The sequence below is a fragment of the Arthrobacter sp. UC242_113 genome, from assembly GCF_044054585.1.
In the GTDB taxonomy this organism is placed as follows: Bacteria; Actinomycetota; Actinomycetes; order Actinomycetales; family Micrococcaceae; genus Arthrobacter.
Window position 1 is genome coordinate 2,260,862 of sequence record NZ_CP171968.1, and the last position, 17,408, is coordinate 2,278,269.

Genomic DNA, 17,408 nt, shown 5'->3' on the forward strand with positions numbered 1-17,408 from the left:
CGTCGCAGCAGCACGTCAGGCTCCCCTGTCCCCGCCGGCGGTCGGGCCGCCCTCATCAGCACTGCTGTCCAGGGCCGCCACGGGCGTCTTCTCGGGAACGGCGGCTTCGGCGTCCCTGGCCTTCTTGGCGTTGAACTTCTTTTGCCTCGGGTCGAAGGCGTCCCGCAGGCCGTCGCCAATGAAGTTGATGCTGAGGCAGATCAGGACGATAAACAGTCCGGGGAACCAGAACAGCCAGGGTCGGGTGGCGAAGGCTTCCTGGTTCTGCGAGATGAGCAGGCCCAGCGAGGTGTCCGGGGACTTGACGCCGACGCCGAGGTAGCTGAGGGCCGTTTCCGTAAGGATCGCCGCCGACATGGTGAGGGTGACGTTGACGATCAGCACGCCCACTGCGTTGGGCAGGATGTGCTTGAAGATGATCCGGGCGTTGCTGGCCCCGGAAATCCGCGCCGCGTCGACGAACTCGCGCTCCCGCAGCGTGAGGAACTCGCCGCGCATGAGCCTCGCCAGGCCTACCCAGCTGATCAGCCCCAGGAAGATGCCGAGCGCGAGGACACCGTTGCTGCTGGCGAAGGACGCAAACCAGCTGCCTTCATCCCGACGTCCTGCCAGCTGCGCCATGACGGCCGCCAGGAGCAGTGCGGGGACAATGATGATGACGTCGGTGAGCCTCATCAGGACGGCTTCCATCCAGCCTCGGAAGTAGCCGGACAGCGCCCCGACAACCACGCCGACCAGGCCGGCGATCAGGCCGATGACCACCATGATGGTGATGGACTGCTGGGCACCGCGCATGGTCATGGCGAAGAGGTCGCGCCCGATCCGATCCTGGCCGAAGGGGTGCTCTCCCCACGCCGGGGGCCACAGCGACGCCGTGGGAGCGCCGTCGTTGACCAGCGGCGAGACGGCCTCATGGGTGTACTTCCACCAACCCGGGATCCCGGCGTAGCCCACGGACGTGAAGGCCATGACGAAGATGACGGCGAAGACCACAAGGCCGACGATGGCGCCGGAATGGCCAAGAAACCTCTTGCGGACAATCTGGCCCTGGCTCAGGCCCCGGGCTTCAGTGACAGGCTCGATCCCGGCAGCTTCCTGCCGCAGGCCGGCCTCCTCCGCCATGATTTCGTCCTGCTGGCTGGGCTGGCTCATGCTTTAACCCTTACTCGTGGATCCAGTGCGGAGTAGGCGAGGTCCGCGATGAGGTTGAACGCCATGGCCGTGATGGCGACGCAAATGAAGACGCCCATGACGGGATTTGGGTCAACGTGCAGGATGCCGTCCAGGAACAGGAACCCCATGCCCCGGACGGAGAAGACCGTCTCGGTGATGACCGCGCCGCCGATCAGCCCGCCGATGTCGAACGCGACGATGGTGGCCACCGGGATGAGAGCGTTCCGGAACGCGTGGCGCATGACTACGATCCGTTCCGACAGGCCTTTGGCCCGCGCAGTCCGGATGTAGTCCATGTTCATGATCTCCAGCATGGAGGCACGGGTGAACCGGGTGTAGCCGGCGAGTGAGATGAGGATGAGCGCCGTGGTGGGGAGGATCAGGTGCGTGAAGGAATCCAGGCCGAGGATCCAGAAGTCGCCTTCGATGTTCGGTGTGCCGGCGCCGATGGTGGCGATCGGGCGCCCACGGACCCTGCTGTTGTTGAAGTACGCGGGCCAGGCCTGCATGAAACGGTCCAGCACGATGAGGAAACCCACCAGGAAGGACGTGATGGCGGCCGCGCGCATGGACTGTCCGCGGTCGTAGCCGCCCATGAAGTAGCCGATGGCCATGCCGATGAGGACCGCGGCAACCGCCAGCAGCACAACCATCAGGAACGTGGCCTGGTTCAGCAGAGGCTGGACTACGAAGTAGAGGACCAGCCCCACGCCCACGGCAATCAGGGCGGACTGCAGTGCCTTGCGGTTCCGCAGGCCGGCGGTCAGCAGAGTCACGGCGAAGGCGATGCCCACACCGGCGATGGTGATCACCACCGGGCCCAGGCCGGGTGTCTTGAACCAAAGAGTGACCGAGAAGTAGATGAGGACCGCGGCGACAGCGGCGAAGACGATGGCGCCGGTCAATGCCTTGCGTTTGGCATCGCCACCGGCCACGATCACGGCCACGGCACCCAGGACGGCGCCGACGCCGAAAGAGACCGGCAGCGGAATCTCCGGGTTGCGGAGGAAGTTGTTGAAGCCGATGGCGCCGAATTCCTTGAGCAGGACGGCCACCCAGAAGATCGGCAGGGAGAAGAACAGGAAGGCCATGAAGGTCACGCCGTAATCCAGCGTGCTGTACTGCCGCAGGGCGGTGATGATGCCCAGCGTGATGCCCACCAGGATGGCCAGGACGGCGGCCCCGGTGACAAGCGTCAGGGTCTGAATGAGTGCATGGCCGAGGGCGTCCGTAATGGGCTGGCCGGCGATGTTCTTGCCAAGATTGCAGGATCCGGTGAAGGGCACCAGGCACTGGGCCGCGCCGCCGAGCCATTTGAAATACCGCACGGGCGCCGGCGTATCGAGGTCCAGCAGCGCGGATCTCGAGTCCATCAGCTGCTGCTTGTTCGGCGCGCTGCTGGCACGGAACTCTGCGAGCGGGTCGCCTGATGCGGCGGTCAGCAGATACACCAGGAAGGACGCGCCCAAAAGGATGAGTGCGGCGGTGACAAGCCGCCGGACTATGTAGGTCACCATTGTGATAGAACCTCAGGATTCGGGCCCAGGGATTGCCCGGACCGGTCGCAGGTTTGGCGGCGCCTTACTGCTTGTGCTGCCAACACAGGCACTGCCGGGAGATGGCGCTGCAAGGCGCCGGGACCGTGGTGCATGGTCCCGGCGCCTCACCTAGCTAGTAGCACTTCGTGGCACGGGCTTACTTCTCGGCCCACTCCCAGAAGTTCCACCAGACGCCGGTCTGGTTGGGCATGAACTTCACGCCGGTGATGCGGTCGCTGTAGGCGTCAACGCCAACGGACTGGAACAGCGGGAGGCCGTAGGCCGAGTCCCAGATCTTCTTGTCGATCTGCTTGGACAGGTCATCCTGCTTGCTGCGGTCAGTCGTCACAATGAGTTCGTCCATGAGCTTGTCGGCTTCAGGATCGCTGAACTTGTTGAAGTTGGAACCGTTGCCGGTGCGGAAGATCTGCGGCACTCCGGAGACTCCGACGCCCGGGTTGATCCAGCCGAAAATCGTGGCGTCGTAGCCGCCCTTGCCGAGGGCCTTGCCCCAGTCAGAGGCCCCAAGTCCGCCGTCGACGATCTTGAAGCCGGCCTTGGTTGCGGACTCGCGGATGAGCGAGAACGCGTCCACACGGTTCGGGTTGTCCTTGTTGTACATAATGCGGACCTCGGGGGTCGCACCGTTCAGGAGCTTCTTGGCGCCGTCAACATCAGCGTCCGCATAGGCCGAGGATCCGTTGCCCTGTGCGGAGGCGTCGTAAGCGGGCTGCGCGGGAACGAACAGCTGGGAATCCAGGGGCTTTGCCTCGGGGTCGAGCTTTTTGATGATCTTGTCGACGATGTCCTTGCGCGGAACCGTCTTCATGAATGCCTCACGGACACTCTTTTCGGCGAAGGGTCCCGAGTAGTTCAGGTCGATGTGGTCGTAGGAGAGCTGGTTGCCCTGTTCGACCGTGACGCCCTGGCTCTCGAGTGCCTTGAGCTGATCGAGGGTGTCAGCAGAAGCCTGCGGGGCGATGATGTCGGCTTCGCCGTTCTTCAGTGCCTGGACCTGGGCCGGGGAGGACCCGATGTAGCGGACGGTGATCTCGTCCAGCTTGGCCTCGGGGCCCCAGTTGTAGTCCTTGTTGCGGACCATGGTCAGGGACTGGTCCTGGTTGATGCTCTGGACAACGAAGGGGCCGTTGGAGAGGAACAGGCTCGGATCGCTTGGCAGGGTCTTGGAGTCGAAGCCGGTGTTCCACATGTCGGACATGGCCTTGAGCTTGGCGTCAGCGGCCTTGGGTGCCTTGGCGTCGCCGCGGGGCATGCCCTTGAGGTGGTCGATGAAGGCCTGCGTGTCTGCCAGCCCGGCCTTCTTGGCCAGGACGTGGGCCGGGATGTCGATGCCCGGTCCGCCCAGTGCGATCTCCCAGTCAGCGAACGGCTTGGAGTACTTGATGGTCATGGAGCGGTTGTTGTCGCCGATTTCGGGGAAATCGGTGAGGGCCAGGCCCGTGGGATCGCCGGCGTAGGAGAAGTAGGACGTTCCCGCCTTGCCGTCGGCGTCGGCGTCGTTGTAGTACCCGGAGAAGGCTGCCCACTGCAGGAGCAGGTCAGCCGCGGTGACGGGCGTCCCGTCCGACCACTTCACGCCTTCGTTGATGGTGTACTTGACGGTCAGCGGATCGTCGGACGTCTTTTCCATCTTGCCGAATTTGTCGTTGTGGACAATGTTCAGCTGATTGTCGATGTAGTAGAACCCGGAGTGTGTGGCGTAGCTGACCTTCGAGTTGATGTCGGTGTTGCCGTCGGCCGTGTTGGGGTTGAAGGTGTTGAACGCGTTGACCTCAACTACAGTGGCTGTTCCCCCCTGCTTGCCGGCCGCATTACTGGACGGGGTTGTCCCGCCATTGGTGCTCGCGCAGGCGCTGAGCGCCAATGCAGCCGCGGCTGCAACGCCTACTGCTTTGGAAATACGACTGACTCGCATTCCGCCTCCTATGTTTCTGTGAGTGTGGAAAAGACCTTCGCCGTGGGCGCTGGCCAGACCCGCTACATCCCCCCAGTGAGATGTGGCGAGTCTCACATGACAAGTAGCCTAGACCCGAACCCGCCCCGTACGGTCCGAAAGTTGTCCCTCAGTAAAGGTTGTTATCGAGATGCAACCAAGCTGTTGCCAGGCGAAAAGTTCGCGCCCTTTTTCCTTGACGCCGTGTTGCGCGGAGGGTAGAGGAGTCAATCACAGAAAAAGCCCCGGTCCAGAAGACCGGGGCTTTTTGCCGTTAATACTCAATCACTGAGTACCTCAGCGCATACTCATACGTTGAAGCGGAATTCCACCACGTCGCCGTCGGACATGACGTATTCCTTGCCTTCAATGCGGACCTTGCCGCGCGATTTGGCCTCCGCCATGGAACCGGCGTCGATGAGGTCCTCGAAGGAGACAACCTCCGCCTTGATGAAGCCGCGCTGGAAATCGGAGTGGATGACGCCGGCTGCCTGCGGGGCGGTGTCGCCCTGGTGGATGGTCCAGGCGCGCGCCTCCTTGGGCCCGGCCGTGAGGTAGGTCTGCAGCCCCAGCGTGTGAAACCCGACGCGGGCCAGCTGGTCCAGCCCGGATTCGTCCTGCCCGTTCATCTCGAGCATTTCGCGCGCCTCGGCCTCGTCCAGTTCCACGAGGTCGGACTCGAGCTTGGCGTCAAGGAAGATGCAGTCGGCTGGCGCCACCATGGCGCGCAGCTCGGCCTGCTTCTCCTCGCTGCCGAGGATTCCTTCGTCCGCGTTGAACACGTAGATGAAGGGCTTGGCCGTCAGAAGGCTGAGCTCCTTGAGGTGCTCCATCTCCAGCTTGTCGCTCGTGACGGAGGAGTAGATCGTGTCGCCGCGCTCAAGCACGACCTGCGCGGCCTTGATGGCAGCGAGTTCCGCGGCCTCCCGCTTCTTGATCTTGACCTCTTTTTCGATCCGGGGAATGGCCTTCTCGATGGTCTGCAGATCGGCGAGGATCAGCTCGGTGTTGATGGTTTCCATGTCGGAGCGGGGGTCGACCTTGCCGTCGACGTGGATGACGTCGGGTCGTCGAAGACGCGCACCACCTCGGCGATGGCTTCCGCCTCACGGATGTTGGCGAGGAACTGGTTGCCCAGGCCTTCCCCTTCCGAGGCACCCTTGACGATGCCGGCGATGTCTACAAAGGAGACAGCCGCGGGCAGTACGCGCTGCGAGCCGAAGATCCCGGCGAGCTGCTGGAGCCTGGGGTCGGGCAGGTTCACGACGCCGACATTGGGTTCGATGGTGGCGAACGGGTAGTTCGCGGCCAGGACCTGGTTGCGGGTCAGTGCGTTGAAAAGAGTTGATTTGCCGACGTTGGGCAGTCCGACGATGCCAATAGTAAGAGCCACGGACATTGATTCTACCTGTTCGGCCCCCGCCTACCGTGCCGGGCTGCTGCCTTCCGAGAAATGTCACAGCCCCATGCCACAGTGAAGGCATGGAACCTTTTGCAGTCATTCTGGCCCTTTTGATGCTGTTGCTGGGCGCCGTATCCGGCGCCGGCGCGGTATACGTGGTGTTGCGCCGGCGGAGCGCCGCCGTAGAAGCGGATTTCGACGGCGTTTCTGCGCGGCTTTCCGAAGTCAGCGCCCAGTTTGCCGCCGCCGATGCAGAACGGAGGCTCCTGTCGGCCCAGAACCGGGAGCTGGGCATGTCGCGTGAGCAGGATGGAAGCGTACTGCGGGCCCTGGCGCCGGTGGCCGAGAAGCTGACGGCGGTGCAGCAGCAGGTAGCCCTGTTGGAACGCGACCGGCTCGAACAGTACGGGCAGCTGGCCCAGCAGCTGCAGGAAGCCCGCCTGACGGACGAGCAGCTGATGCGGTCCACGCATGCCCTCGAGTCGGCGCTCCGGTCGAACAGCGCGCGCGGCCAGTGGGGCGAAGTGCAGCTGCGCCGTGTTGTGGAGGCGGCCGGCATGATGCGTCATGTCGATTTCCATGAGCAGCAGCAGGGCACGTCAGGCGCCGAGGCCGCCGTCCGCCCGGACCTTGTGGTCCAGCTGCCGGGCGACAAGCAGCTCGTTGTCGACGCCAAGGTCCCCCCTGTCCGCCTACCTTGAGGCGCAGGAGCTGGGGCAGTCAGCCGGCGACAAGCCCGGGCTCAGCCAGGCGGCATTGCAAAACCTCATGGCGGCACACGCCAAGGCGCTGAAGTCCCACGTGGACGCCCTCAGCACCAAGAAGTACTGGGACATTTCGGGGAACTCGCCGGAGCTGGTGATCTGTTTCGTCCCGGCCGAGTCCATCCTCGCCGCCGCCCTCTCCGCGGATCCCGCGCTCCTGGATCACGCCCTGTCCAGGAATGTGGTGCTTGCCTCCCCCGGCACACTGCTCGCGGTACTCAAATCCGTGGCGTTCACGTGGCGCCAGGACGTTCTCACGGACAGTGCACGGGAGCTCTTCGAACTTGCCCGGCAGCTGTACGAGCGGATGGGCACGCTCGGGGACAATGTCGGCAAGCTGGGAGCCTCGCTGAAAAGCTCGGTGGACCGCTACAACGCGATGGTGGGCACGCTGGAGGCGCGGGTGCTTCCCACGGCGCGGAAACTGAACGCGCTGGACGCCAGCGGGCTGGTCACGCCTCCGGCCGTGCAGGTCACGCCGCGGTCCCTCGCAGCCCCGGAACTGCAGGCCACGGAGCCGGGAGCCGCCGAGCTGCGGGCGGCCGTGGAGGAAGAGGACGCCGCTTAAAGCGCCAAACGCACGACGCCGGAACTCAAGGTGAGTTCCGGCGTCGTGCGTTAGCGCTGCTAGCGCGAGCGGCGTCCGCCGAGGGCGCGGGATACGTCCCCCGCTTCCTTGAGCGTGGCGCGGAGCTCCTTCGGCAGGGAGAAGAGCAGGTCTTCCTCCGCAGTCACAATTTCCTCGACGGCGTCGTAGCCGTAGTCGGCCAGGAGCCGGAGCACGTCCTTGACCAGGACCTCCGGAACGGACGCGCCAGAGGTCACGCCTACCGTGGCCACACCCTCGAACCAGGACTCATCCACCTCGTTGGCGAAGTCAACCCGGTACGAAGCCTTGGCGCCGTACTCGAGCGCCACCTCGACGAGCCGGACGGAGTTGGAGGAGTTGGCCGAACCGACCACAATCACCAGATCGGCCTGGGGCGCGATCTTCTTGATGGCCACCTGGCGGTTGGTCGTGGCGTAGCAGATGTCGTCGCTGGGCGGATCCTGGAGCGTGGGGAACCGGTCCTTGAGCAGCCGGACGGTCTCCATGGTCTCGTCCACGCTGAGCGTGGTCTGCGAAAGCCAGATGACCTTTTCGGGATCCCGTACCGTCACCTTGTCCACCTCATGGGGGCCGTTGATGATCTGGATGTGTTCGGGAGCTTCGCCGGCCGTTCCTTCAACCTCTTCGTGGCCGTCGTGGCCGATCAGGAGGATGTCGAAGTCGTCCTTGGCGAAGCGGACGGCTTCCTTGTGGACCTTGGTCACGAGGGGGCATGTGGCATCGATGGTGCGCAGTCCGCGGTCCTCTGCGGACTGGACCACAGCCGGGGACACTCCGTGGGCCGAGAAGATGACCAGCGCACCCTCGGGCACTTCGTCAGTTTCGTCGACGAAGATGGCGCCCTGCTCCTCAAGGGAGCTGACCACATGCACGTTATGGACGATCTGTTTCCGGACGTAGACCGGCGGTCCGTAGTGCTGCAGGGCCTTTTCGACGGCGATGACCGCGCGGTCAACACCCGCGCAGTATCCGCGGGGAGCCGCCAGCAGAACCCGCTTCGGGCCCGGGACCGGTGCCGCCGCGAGCACTTCCTCCGGCGAGCGCCGCCGGCGCGGGACGGTTGGCATCGAAAGGGAAACTGCAGAGGAAGTCATTGCTCCATGCTACCGGCTGGGCCGCTGGCATCCGGGCATGCTCATCGTCCGCGGGCAGGACCGCCGACCAGCCGGAGCAGCAGGCCTGCCGCCACCAGAAGCACACCGACGATCGCCGCCGCCAGCGTCCAGGACGCAAACCCGGCAGCGGAAGCCGCAACGAACTCCCGCTTGAACAGGTCTGCCATTTCGTTTCCGCTCGCGGTGCCCATCACGGCGTCGGCGGCCCACCGGGACGCCAGCGTCCACAGTCCGGAAAGCACCAGTGCGCCCGCTCCGATCCCGGCCGGGACTTTCCACCGCCGGCGGGCGGTCACGAGGGCCAGGAGGAACGCTACCCCGGCACCGGCGGCCAGGCTGTATCCCAGGGGTGAGTAAGCCGAAACCCGTTCAACGAGCTGGCGCTGGTTCGTCTGGCCGATGCTCACCAAGGTCTGGCCCGGGGCTTCCAGCGGAACACCGACCTGGCTGGAAATCTGCTTGGCCGCGAGGGCGACGAGCGGGGCCACATCCAGGGTCAGCGAGGTGCTGGAGTCAGCTTCGGGAGGAAGCGATGCCGGATCGGCGAAGTTGAGCCGGTGGCTCTTTCGCAGCGTCTGTTCCCAGGCGGCCGGGTACTCGGGCAGCCCGGTGAGTGAGGTTGCCGCCTTTTCCAGCACCGGCCGGACCAGTTCGGCCACCTGCGCCGGGATGGTGCCGCCGGTATCAATGCTGTTGACGGCGGCGGTCGCCAGGCGCTTCTGGAAGTCCGGATCCTTGCCCAGCGGTGCCGCCAAGGCTACGAAGCCATCTTCCTGCACGATGTTGCGGTCCACCCAGATGGCCGGAACGGCGGCGGCGGAGAGGAGAAGACCAAGGATGACGGCCAAGGCCGTAAGAAATGAGCGCAAGGGGTTCCTAGCTGGTCGGGTTTCTCGGCTGGTCGGGTGCCTGGCTGGTGGCAGGTCACTGCAATCCTAGGCGCGCCGTCCCGCTATCGAAAAAATAGTGCAGGCGAAGATGCCAGAGACCAAAATGCCGGACCACCTAGTCTGCCGGGTCATAAGCAGTCCCGGCAAATGCCGCGTTATCAACAATGTCGCAGCCCGGTGATACAGCTATGGATAGAGTTGATTGACCCACCGCGCACGCACCATCCACAGGCAAAGGACCGCGACCATGCAACTGGCATTCGCCGCTAACGGGGCTGCACATGGCTGAAAATGCCACCGTCCCCGTACCCGGCACGGCCCCTGCAGCCGGCCCCGGCGCTGCCTCTGGCCCCAGCACGGTGCCTGCCACCGCCGCCGAGACGAGCCCGGACAACCCGTGGCCGCTGCAGTTGCTCTCCCAGAAGCTCAAGACCCACATCGAGCGGGCTCCGGCAGCCTGGGTTGAAGGGCAGGTCATCGAACTCAACCGGCGCGGCGGCAGTGCGTTCCTCACCCTCCGGGATGTGGACGCCGAGATCTCACTGCCCGCTTCCATCTGGTCCAAACTGCTCGACCGGCAGGAGACGCCGCTTGAGCGCGGAAGCCGGGTGGTGGCCCTGCTCAAGGCCGAGTTCTGGCTGAAGACCGGTCGCCTGAACATGTCCGTGAAGGACATCCGCCCTGTGGGACTGGGCGATCTCCTCGCGCGGATCGAACGGCTCCGCCATGCCCTGGCCGCTGAAGGACTGTTCGCCGAGTCGCGGAAAAAGCGCCTGCCCCTGCTCCCCCATCGGATCGGGCTCATCACGGGCCGCGATTCCGATGCCAAGAAGGACGTCCTGCGCAACGCTGCCCTGCGCTGGCCGGCGGTCGAATTCGAGATCCGCGAGGTCGCCGTGCAGGGCAACACCGCCGTATCCCAGATGGTCAAGGCGCTGCGCGAACTCGATGCCCGGCCCGAGGTGGACGTGATCGTCATCGCCCGCGGCGGCGGCGCTCTGGAGGACCTGCTGCCGTTCAGCAGTGAGGAACTCATCCGCGCCGTGGCGGCCGCGGTGACTCCGGTGGTCAGCGCCATCGGGCATGAGGCGGACCGGCCCATCCTGGACGACGTCGCCGACCTCCGGGCCTCGACGCCCACGGACGCGGCCAAGCGGATCGTGCCTGAAGTTTCGGAGGAACTTGCCCGGGTCCGGCAGGCTGAAGCCCAACTGCGCCGCTCGGTGACGCTGCTGGTGGCCAGGGAAGCGGACCGCCTGGCGGCGATCCGGTCCCGTCCGGTCCTCGCGGCCCCGGAGAGCATGATCACGGCGCGCGCGGACGATGTGGAACGGCTGGCCCGCCGGTCCACGGCGGCCATCAGTGCCGCCGTGACGAGGGCTTCCGACCAGCTGATCCACCTCCAGGCGCAGGTCCGGGCATTGTCACCGCAGCAGACCCTGGACCGCGGTTACGCCGTGGTGCAGCTTTCCGGCGCCGGCGGGGCCGTTGTCCGCCAGCCGTCCCAGGCCCCTGCGGGAACACCACTCGCGGTCAGGGTGGCCGGCGGGCGGTTCGGCGCGGAATCCACGGGCGCCTCATGAGCCGGGACGCATCTGAACCAGCACGTCAAATGACGCCAGCATCGAATGACAGCACCACCTATATGACAGGCCAGTAACCATGACAGATCCGACCATCAATACAGACCAGCCTCACAGCACGGAACAGAATGGCGCAGCCCAGTCGGGCCCCGCACTTCCCCCGGATATCGATGCCCTCAGCTATGAGGAAGCACGGGAACAGCTGGTGGCAGTGGTCTCCAAGCTCGAGGCCGGCGGGACCAGCCTCGAGGACTCCCTGGCTCTCTGGGAACGGGGCGAGGCCTTGGCCCGGCGCTGCGAGGAATGGCTCGAAGGCGCCCGGAAGAGGCTCGCAGCTGCCCGCAAGGACAGCTAGCGCAGGCGGGATCCAGCCGGAGGTTAGCGCCCTGAGGACAGCCCGGCCTGGTCAGGACCGCTCGACGAGGCGGCGCTCGGCTTCAACGTCGAACTCGGCCTTGGGCCACTCCAGTTCGAGCTCGCCGAGTCCCTCCAGCAACAGTTGCTGCACGGCGATGCGCGCGTACCACTTCTTGCTTGCAGGAACGACGTACCAGGGAGCATGCTCGGAGTTGGTTTCGTCGAAGGCAGCCTGGTAGGCGGCCATGTAGTCGTCCCAGAAGGCGCGCTGTTTCAAATCCTCGGTGTTGTATTTCCAGTGCTTGGCGGGATTGTCCAGCCGGGCCAGCAGCCGTTCTTTTTGCTCGTCATTGCTGATGTGCAGCATGACCTTGACCACCTTCGTGCCCACCGCCACCTGCCTGGCCTCGAACTCGTTGATCGCCCGGTAGCGGCGTTCAAGCTCCTTCGGGTCAGCCCAGCGGTGAACCCGGTGGATCAGGACGTCCTCGTAGTGGGACCGGTCAAAGACACCCAGCATGCCAGCGCCGGGGACTTCCCTTTCGATGCGCCACAGAAAGTCGTAGGCGCGTTCCTCGGGCGTGGGGGCCTTGAAGGACTTGAACTGGACACCCTGCGGATCCATGGCGCCCAGCACGTGCTTCACGATTCCGCCCTTGCCGGCGGTATCCATTCCCTGCAGGATCAGGAGGACGCGCTTGGTGCCGCCAAACTTGGACTCGGCAAACAGCTTCTCCTGAAGCTCCGCGAGCTTTGCGTCCAGCTCCTCGAGAAGCGCCTCGCCGTCGGCCTTGTTCCCCGGGTAACCTTGGGTGGCATCCGGGTCAACGTCGGCCAGCTTGAAGCCCTTGCCCACTTTCAAAGTTTCTGAGGGGAGCTTGGTGAATTCCACAACGCCGGCCATCGGGTCCTCTTTCCACGGTTGTCTGTGGGTAAAGGCTAGTTCCCCTGATACCTGCTGAGGAAGTCTCCCATCCGGCCAATTGCCTCCTCAATGTCCTTGACGTTGGGCAGGGTCACCATCCGGAAGTGGTCAGGCCGGACCCAGTTGAATGCCCGGCCGTGGGAAACCAGGATCTTCTGTTCCTTGAGCAGGTCCAGGACAAACTTTTCGTCGTCCCGGATGTCGTAGACCTCCGGGTCCAGCTTGGGGAACAGGTAGAGGGCTCCCCGCGCCTGCTGGGTGCTGACGCCGGGGATGGCGTTGAGCATGTCGTAGGCCTTGTTGCGCTGTTCCAGCAGCCGCCCGCCAGGAAGGATGAGGTCGTTGATGCTCTGGTATCCGCCCAGGGCGGTCTGAATGGCGTGCTGGGCCGGGACATTGGCGCAGAGCCTCATGTTGGCCAGCAGATTGATGCCTTCGAGGTAGTCCGCGGCCTCCTTCTTGGGCCCGGAGATGGCCATCCAGCCCGCCCGGTAGCCGCAGACGCGGTAGGCCTTGGACAACCCGCTGAACGTCAGGCACAGCACGTCGTCGCCGGTGAGCGCGGCCATGTTCACATGCACGGCGTCCTCATAGAGGATCTTCTCGTAGATCTCGTCGGCGAAAATCGCCAGCCCGTGCTTCTCCGCCAGCGCGACGATCTTGCGCAGCGTGCTTTCCGGGTACACGGCGCCGGTGGGGTTGTTCGGGTTGATGACCACGATGCCCTTGGTCCGGGGCGTAATCTTGGCCTCGAGGTCCTCCAGGTCGGGCTGCCAGCCGGACTCCTCGTCGCAGAGGTAGTGCACCGGACGGCCGCCGGCCAGCGCCACCGAGGCGGTCCACAGCGGATAGTCCGGGGTGGGGATCAGGATCTCGTCGCCCTCTTCAAGCAGCGCCATCAGCGACATCGTGATGAGTTCGCTGACGCCGTTGCCCAGGTAGATGTCGTCCACGTGGATGCTCTGGATGCCGCGCGTCTGGTAGTACTGCGAGACGGCGGTGCGGGCGGAGAAAATGCCGCGGGAATCGCTGTATCCCTGGGCGTGGGGCAGGTGGCGGATCATGTCCACCAGGATCGCGTCCGGCGCTTCAAACCCGAAGGGTGCGGGGTTGCCGATGTTCAGTTTGAGGATGCGGTGACCCTCTGCCTCCATCTGCTGGGCGGCCTGAAGAATCGGTCCACGGATGTCGTAGAGGACATTATGAAGCTTGGTGGACTGCTTGAATTCTGCCATTCATCAAATATGCCACAAGCGGGATGTACTTCCGGGGAGACGTGCCTCACACACTGTTGACCGGATAACCGCCGCCACCTCGTCCCCGACTTAACGCCGACGGCGGCTGCCGGTCCCCGCGGAACCGGCAGCCGCCGTCGTACTTTCCTAGTGAGCCACAGGGCCTACTTGACGATGCCCTTGTCCTTGAGCCACGCAGCGGCCGCGTCCTTGGCGTTCTGCTTCTGGCTTCCGCTCACAGCACGGTTGAGGTTGATCAGGTCCTCCGTGGTGAGGGTCTTGGAGACGTTGTTGAGTGCCTCCTTGGCCTTATCCGTCACCTTGGCGTCGTTGTAGAGCGGCAGCACCTGCTGGGCCTTGAAGTTGTTCTTCGGGTCCTCCAGCACAACGAGGTCGTTGTCGGCGATGGACGGCGTGGTGGTGAAGATGTCGGCCACCTGGACCTCGTCGCTCAGGAGCGCCTGCAGGGTCAGGTTGCCGCCGCCGTCGCTGAAGGGCTTTAGCGCCTTGAGCTCGCAGTTGTAATTCTTCTTGAGCCCCGGGAACCCGTAGGACCGGGTTTCAAACGTAGCCGGCGCAGCCATGGTCAGGTCCTTGCAGACCTTGGCCAGGTCCTCGATCGACTTCAGCTGGTACTTTTCGGCGGTGGCCTTGGTGACCACCATGGCGTCCTTGTCCTCTGCCTTGGACGGCTCAAGCACGGCCAGTCCCTGCGGCAGTTTGCCCGGAAGAGCCTTATAAATGTCCTCCGGCGTGACCTCGGCAGCCTGCGCGTCGACGTGGGACAGCAGGTTGCCGGAGTAGTCCGGAACAACGTCCACCGACCCGTCCTGCACCGCCTTGAAGTAGATCTCCCGCGAGCCGATGTTCGGCTTGGTGGTGGCGGTGACTCCGGCCGCGCTCAGGGCACCGGCGTAGATCTCGGCGATGATCTGGCTCTCCGGGAAGTCCGCTGAGCCGACGACGAGGGAACCGCCGGAGGTGGCGCCCCCCGGTTGCGCTCGTGCTGGGGGAACTCAGCGGATTGCCGCTGCTGCAGGCGGACAGGGCGAGGGCGACGCCGACACCGGCGGCGAGGCCGCCCAGGCCACGGCGGGTAAGAGTCGTGCGGACGGGGTGCTTCATGCGGTGCCTCCTTGAACAGCGGCAGCCGCGGGCGCGGCAGCCGAGAGATCGGTGACGGCCTTGCGGCCGCCTTTGGAACGTACGGAAAGCCCCGGTGAAACGACCAGCCGCTGCACGGCCGCCAGGACAAGGTCGACGACGATCGCCAGCGCCGCGATAAGGAGCGAACCTGCCAGCATCCGCGGGAAGTCCTGGAGCACCAGGCCGTCGAACAGGTAGCGTCCCAGGCCGCCGAGCGGAAGGTAGGCCACAACCGACACGGTGGCTATCACCTGCAGCACGGCGGTGCGGATGCCGCCGAACATCACCAGGAGCCCGTTGGGAACTTCCACGCCGAACAGAACCTGAAGCTCTTTCATTCCCATGGCGCGGGCGGCGTCCACCACGCTTGAATCCACGCTGGAAATACCGGCGTAGGTACCGGCCAGCAGCGGCGGCACCGTAAGGATGACCAGGGCCCACACCGGCGGCATGAGGCCGCTTCCGGCGACGAGGGCGAACAGCACCAGGAGCCCGAGCGTGGGCAGCGCCCGGAGGGCCCCGGCCACGGCCACGGCCACCACGCGGCCCCTGCCTGTGTGCCCGATGTAGAGCCCGACCGGGACAGCGATGGCGGCGGCGATGATCAGGACCAGGAAGCTGTACTGCAGGTGTTCGAGCAGGCGGACGGGGATCCCGCCCGGACCGGACCAGTGCAAGGGATCGGCGAGCCAGGCGAACGTTTCGGTGAAGATGTTCATGAGCCGGCCCCCGCGTGGACTTTGGCATCGGCGATGAATTCAGCACCGGACTGTGCGTGCGCGTCTGTTTTTACGGAGCCGGCCCTGGTCCAGGGCGTGAGGACCCGTTCCAGGATGACCAGCAGCGCGTCCATCACCACTGCCAGCAGCAGGATGGCGACAATCCCCACCACCACTTCGGTGACGAAGTTCCGCTGCAGCCCATCCGTGAACAGCATCCCGAGGTTGCCCACGCCCAGCAGGGCGGCGACGCTCACCAGCGAAATGTTGCTCACCGACACCACGCGGAGGCCTGCGAACATCACGGGCAGGGACAGCGGCAGGTCGATGTGCAGGAACCGGGCGGCCGGCTTGTAGCCCATGGCCACGGCCGCCTGGCGGAGGTCGTCATCGACGGAGTCGAAGGCGTCCATCGCAGCCCGCACCAGCAGCGCCACGGCGTAGATGGTCAGGGCGACGATGACGTTCAGCGGGTCGAGGATCCGGGTCCCCAGCAGCGGCGGCAGGATGATGAACAGCGCGAGTGACGGGATGGTGTAGAGCAGGGAGCTCACAGTGGCCACGAGCTGGCGGAGTGCGCTGTGCCGCCGCGAAAACTGTGCCAGCGGGATGGAGATCAACAGGCCCAGGACCATCGGAACCAGGGCCAGGACCAGGTGCTGGCCGGCCCGTTCAAAGACCATGGGGCTGTTCGCCAGGAACCACTCCATCAGAGGGCGCCCTGCCGGACCTGGCGTGCGGATTCGATGACGGCGAGAACCTCCGGCCCCTTGACGACGCCGGCAACCTTCCCGTCGCCGTCCACGGCAACGCCGAGCCCCGATGGCGAGGACAGCGCGGCGTCCAGGGCGCGGCGCAGGGTGTCGCCCGCCCGGAACAGGGAGCCGCCGGGGATGAGCTGAGAGTCGAGGCCGGGGCCTTCCCAGCCAAGCGGGCGCTGCTGGTCATCCACCACGAGGCGCCAAGTGTCCCTATGTGCACCGGCATCCCCGCCCCGGGTGACCGTGTCCACGGGATGGACCGCGACGCCGTCGGCCGTGGTGAACGCGAGGTGCCGGAACCCGCGGTCCCGGCCCACAAAGGAAGCCACGAACTCGTTGGCCGGTGCCCGGAGGATCTCCTCCGGGGTGGCGTACTGCGCCAGCTTGCCGCCGACGGCGAAGACCGCCACCTTGTCGCCCAGCACGGTGGCCTCGTCGATGTCGTGGGTGACAAAGACGATGGTCTTGGCCAGGTCCCGCTGCAGGCGCAGGAGTTCCTGCTGGAGTTCGTCGCGGACCACGGGATCCACGGCGCTGAAGGGTTCGTCCATCAGGAGGACCGGCGGGTCGGCGGCGAGCGCCCGGGCCACGCCGACGCGCTGCTGCTGGCCGCCCGAGAGCTGCGACGGGTACCGCTTGCCCAGCGACGGGGCCAGCCCCACGACGTCGAGCAGTTCCTCCGCGCGCTTGCGGGCGTCGGCTTTTGGCACGCCGTTGAGTCTCGGCACGGTGGCGATGTTGTCCACCACGGAGCGGTGCGGCATCAGCCCGGAGGACTGCATCACGTAGCCCATGGAACGCCGGAGCTCGGCCGCCGGCACGGAAGTGACGTCCCGCCCGCCCACCGTGATGGTCCCGGAGGTAGGCTCCACCATCCGGTTGATCATGCGCAGGGAGGTGGTCTTGCCGCAGCCTGATGGTCCTACGAACACCGTGATGGAGCCCCGGTCAATGGACATGCTCAGCTGGTCCACCGCCGGTTGGCCGCTCTGGTACTGCTTGGTGACGCTCTGGAACTCAATCATGGCTTCGGCCATACCCGGCTTACCTTACTGTTGGGCGGCAACATCGGACGGTAAAGCGAATTGATCATATGCATGCTGTTTTTTGGCTGTAAAGCGCGTCTTGACCCAGCGTAACCAGTGCCCGAAGCAAAACCGCCGCAGGCACGGATACCGTGATCATTCGGAGACAAACACGATTGATTCGTCGTCCTCCCCTGCCCGGATGGGTGGA

Annotated in this window: 12 protein-coding genes and 3 pseudogenes; 3 read left to right on the forward strand and 12 right to left on the reverse strand. The window is 65.2% G+C overall.

What is annotated here, in order from left to right:
• Window positions 1–15: 15 nt before the first annotated feature.
• From ACHMXB_RS10195 to ychF, 4 genes and pseudogenes are all read right to left on the reverse strand, one after another.
• A complete protein-coding gene (locus tag ACHMXB_RS10195) occupies window positions 16–1,152 on the reverse strand; it encodes an ABC transporter permease (RefSeq protein ID WP_395404951.1) in 1,137 nt (378 codons plus the stop codon).
• Window positions 1,149–2,690 carry an ABC transporter permease gene (locus ACHMXB_RS10200; RefSeq protein ID WP_395404953.1) on the reverse strand — a complete coding sequence of 514 codons (1,542 nt, stop codon included), beginning with the start codon at window positions 2,688–2,690 and terminating at the stop codon, window positions 1,149–1,151. Before ACHMXB_RS10200 ends, ACHMXB_RS10195 begins: the two co-directional genes overlap by 4 nt.
• 178 nt (window positions 2,691–2,868) lie before the next feature.
• A complete protein-coding gene (locus tag ACHMXB_RS10205; RefSeq protein WP_395404955.1) occupies window positions 2,869–4,647 on the reverse strand; it encodes an ABC transporter family substrate-binding protein in 1,779 nt (592 codons plus the stop codon).
• A 326-nt stretch (window positions 4,648–4,973) separates the two neighbouring features.
• Window positions 4,974–6,058: pseudogene (gene ychF, locus ACHMXB_RS10210) on the reverse strand (redox-regulated ATPase YchF).
• A gap of 89 nt (window positions 6,059–6,147) precedes the next feature.
• On the opposite strand from ychF, the pseudogene ACHMXB_RS10215 reads away from it, so the two are divergent.
• Window positions 6,148–7,399: pseudogene (locus ACHMXB_RS10215) on the forward strand (DNA recombination protein RmuC).
• Between the two features lie 59 nt (window positions 7,400–7,458).
• Here the strand turns inward: ACHMXB_RS10215 and ACHMXB_RS10220 are convergent.
• Together ACHMXB_RS10220 and ACHMXB_RS10225 are read right to left on the reverse strand one after the other, a co-directional pair.
• The gene (locus ACHMXB_RS10220; protein ID WP_102973795.1) at window positions 7,459–8,535 is read right to left on the reverse strand and encodes a 4-hydroxy-3-methylbut-2-enyl diphosphate reductase; all 1,077 of its coding nucleotides are present in this window, start codon (window positions 8,533–8,535) and stop codon (window positions 7,459–7,461) included.
• A 41-nt stretch (window positions 8,536–8,576) separates the two neighbouring features.
• Window positions 8,577–9,425, reverse strand: a complete 849-nt coding sequence (locus ACHMXB_RS10225) for a hypothetical protein (RefSeq protein WP_395404958.1) — start codon at window positions 9,423–9,425, stop codon at window positions 8,577–8,579.
• 302 nt (window positions 9,426–9,727) lie between these two features.
• Between ACHMXB_RS10225 and xseA the strand changes: the two genes are divergently transcribed.
• Together xseA and ACHMXB_RS10235 are read left to right on the forward strand one after the other, a co-directional pair.
• Window positions 9,728–11,029 carry an exodeoxyribonuclease VII large subunit gene (gene xseA, locus ACHMXB_RS10230; protein WP_395404960.1) on the forward strand — a complete coding sequence of 434 codons (1,302 nt, stop codon included), beginning with the start codon at window positions 9,728–9,730 and terminating at the stop codon, window positions 11,027–11,029.
• A gap of 79 nt (window positions 11,030–11,108) precedes the next feature.
• Window positions 11,109–11,384, forward strand: a complete 276-nt coding sequence (locus tag ACHMXB_RS10235; RefSeq protein ID WP_395404962.1) for an exodeoxyribonuclease VII small subunit — start codon at window positions 11,109–11,111, stop codon at window positions 11,382–11,384.
• Between the two features lie 51 nt (window positions 11,385–11,435).
• Here ACHMXB_RS10235 and ACHMXB_RS10240 read toward each other — a convergent pair whose 3' ends face one another.
• The 6 genes and pseudogenes from ACHMXB_RS10240 to ACHMXB_RS10265 all read right to left on the reverse strand — a co-directional run bounded on the left by ACHMXB_RS10240 (window position 11,436) and on the right by ACHMXB_RS10265 (window position 17,209).
• Window positions 11,436–12,290, reverse strand: coding sequence for a PPK2 family polyphosphate kinase (locus ACHMXB_RS10240; protein ID WP_395404964.1), 855 nt, complete (start codon window positions 12,288–12,290; stop codon window positions 11,436–11,438).
• Between the two features lie 35 nt (window positions 12,291–12,325).
• A complete protein-coding gene (locus tag ACHMXB_RS10245; RefSeq protein ID WP_190604892.1) occupies window positions 12,326–13,546 on the reverse strand; it encodes a pyridoxal phosphate-dependent aminotransferase in 1,221 nt (406 codons plus the stop codon).
• Between the two features lie 164 nt (window positions 13,547–13,710).
• Window positions 13,711–14,671 (reverse strand): annotated as a pseudogene (locus tag ACHMXB_RS10250) (ABC transporter substrate-binding protein).
• Entirely contained in the window at window positions 14,668–15,411 is a 744-nt protein-coding gene (locus tag ACHMXB_RS10255) for an ABC transporter permease (RefSeq protein ID WP_395404967.1), read from the reverse strand. The pseudogene ACHMXB_RS10250 and the gene ACHMXB_RS10255 overlap by 4 nt, the downstream one beginning before the upstream one ends.
• Window positions 15,408–16,121 (reverse strand): ABC transporter permease, encoded by a 714-nt coding sequence (locus tag ACHMXB_RS10260; RefSeq protein ID WP_395404969.1) that lies wholly within the window; start codon window positions 16,119–16,121, stop codon window positions 15,408–15,410. Before ACHMXB_RS10260 ends, ACHMXB_RS10255 begins: the two co-directional genes overlap by 4 nt.
• Complete coding sequence (locus tag ACHMXB_RS10265) at window positions 16,121–17,209, reverse strand: ABC transporter ATP-binding protein (RefSeq protein ID WP_395404971.1); 1,089 nt, start codon at window positions 17,207–17,209, stop codon at window positions 16,121–16,123. The genes ACHMXB_RS10260 and ACHMXB_RS10265 overlap by 1 nt, the downstream gene beginning before the upstream one ends.
• Window positions 17,210–17,408 lie beyond the last annotated feature (199 nt).

Excerpts from the sequence above, each read along its gene's own strand:
- ACHMXB_RS10195 (WP_395404951.1), bottom strand. The coding sequence starts at position 1,152 with ATGAGCCAGCCCAGCCAGCAGGACGAAATCATGGCGGAGGAGGCCGGC.
- ACHMXB_RS10200 (WP_395404953.1), bottom strand. The coding sequence starts at position 2,690 with ATGGTGACCTACATAGTCCGGCGGCTTGTCACCGCCGCACTCATCCTT.
- ACHMXB_RS10205 (WP_395404955.1), bottom strand. The coding sequence starts at position 4,647 with ATGCGAGTCAGTCGTATTTCCAAAGCAGTAGGCGTTGCAGCCGCGGCT.
- ACHMXB_RS10220 (WP_102973795.1), bottom strand. The coding sequence starts at position 8,535 with ATGACTTCCTCTGCAGTTTCCCTTTCGATGCCAACCGTCCCGCGCCGG.
- xseA (WP_395404960.1), top strand. The coding sequence starts at position 9,728 with ATGGCTGAAAATGCCACCGTCCCCGTACCCGGCACGGCCCCTGCAGCC.
- ACHMXB_RS10235 (WP_395404962.1), top strand. The coding sequence starts at position 11,109 with ATGACAGATCCGACCATCAATACAGACCAGCCTCACAGCACGGAACAG.
- ACHMXB_RS10240 (WP_395404964.1), bottom strand. The coding sequence starts at position 12,290 with ATGGCCGGCGTTGTGGAATTCACCAAGCTCCCCTCAGAAACTTTGAAA.
- ACHMXB_RS10245 (WP_190604892.1), bottom strand. The coding sequence starts at position 13,546 with ATGGCAGAATTCAAGCAGTCCACCAAGCTTCATAATGTCCTCTACGAC.
- ACHMXB_RS10255 (WP_395404967.1), bottom strand. The coding sequence starts at position 15,411 with ATGAACATCTTCACCGAAACGTTCGCCTGGCTCGCCGATCCCTTGCAC.
- ACHMXB_RS10260 (WP_395404969.1), bottom strand. The coding sequence starts at position 16,121 with ATGGAGTGGTTCCTGGCGAACAGCCCCATGGTCTTTGAACGGGCCGGC.
- ACHMXB_RS10265 (WP_395404971.1), bottom strand. The coding sequence starts at position 17,209 with ATGGCCGAAGCCATGATTGAGTTCCAGAGCGTCACCAAGCAGTACCAG.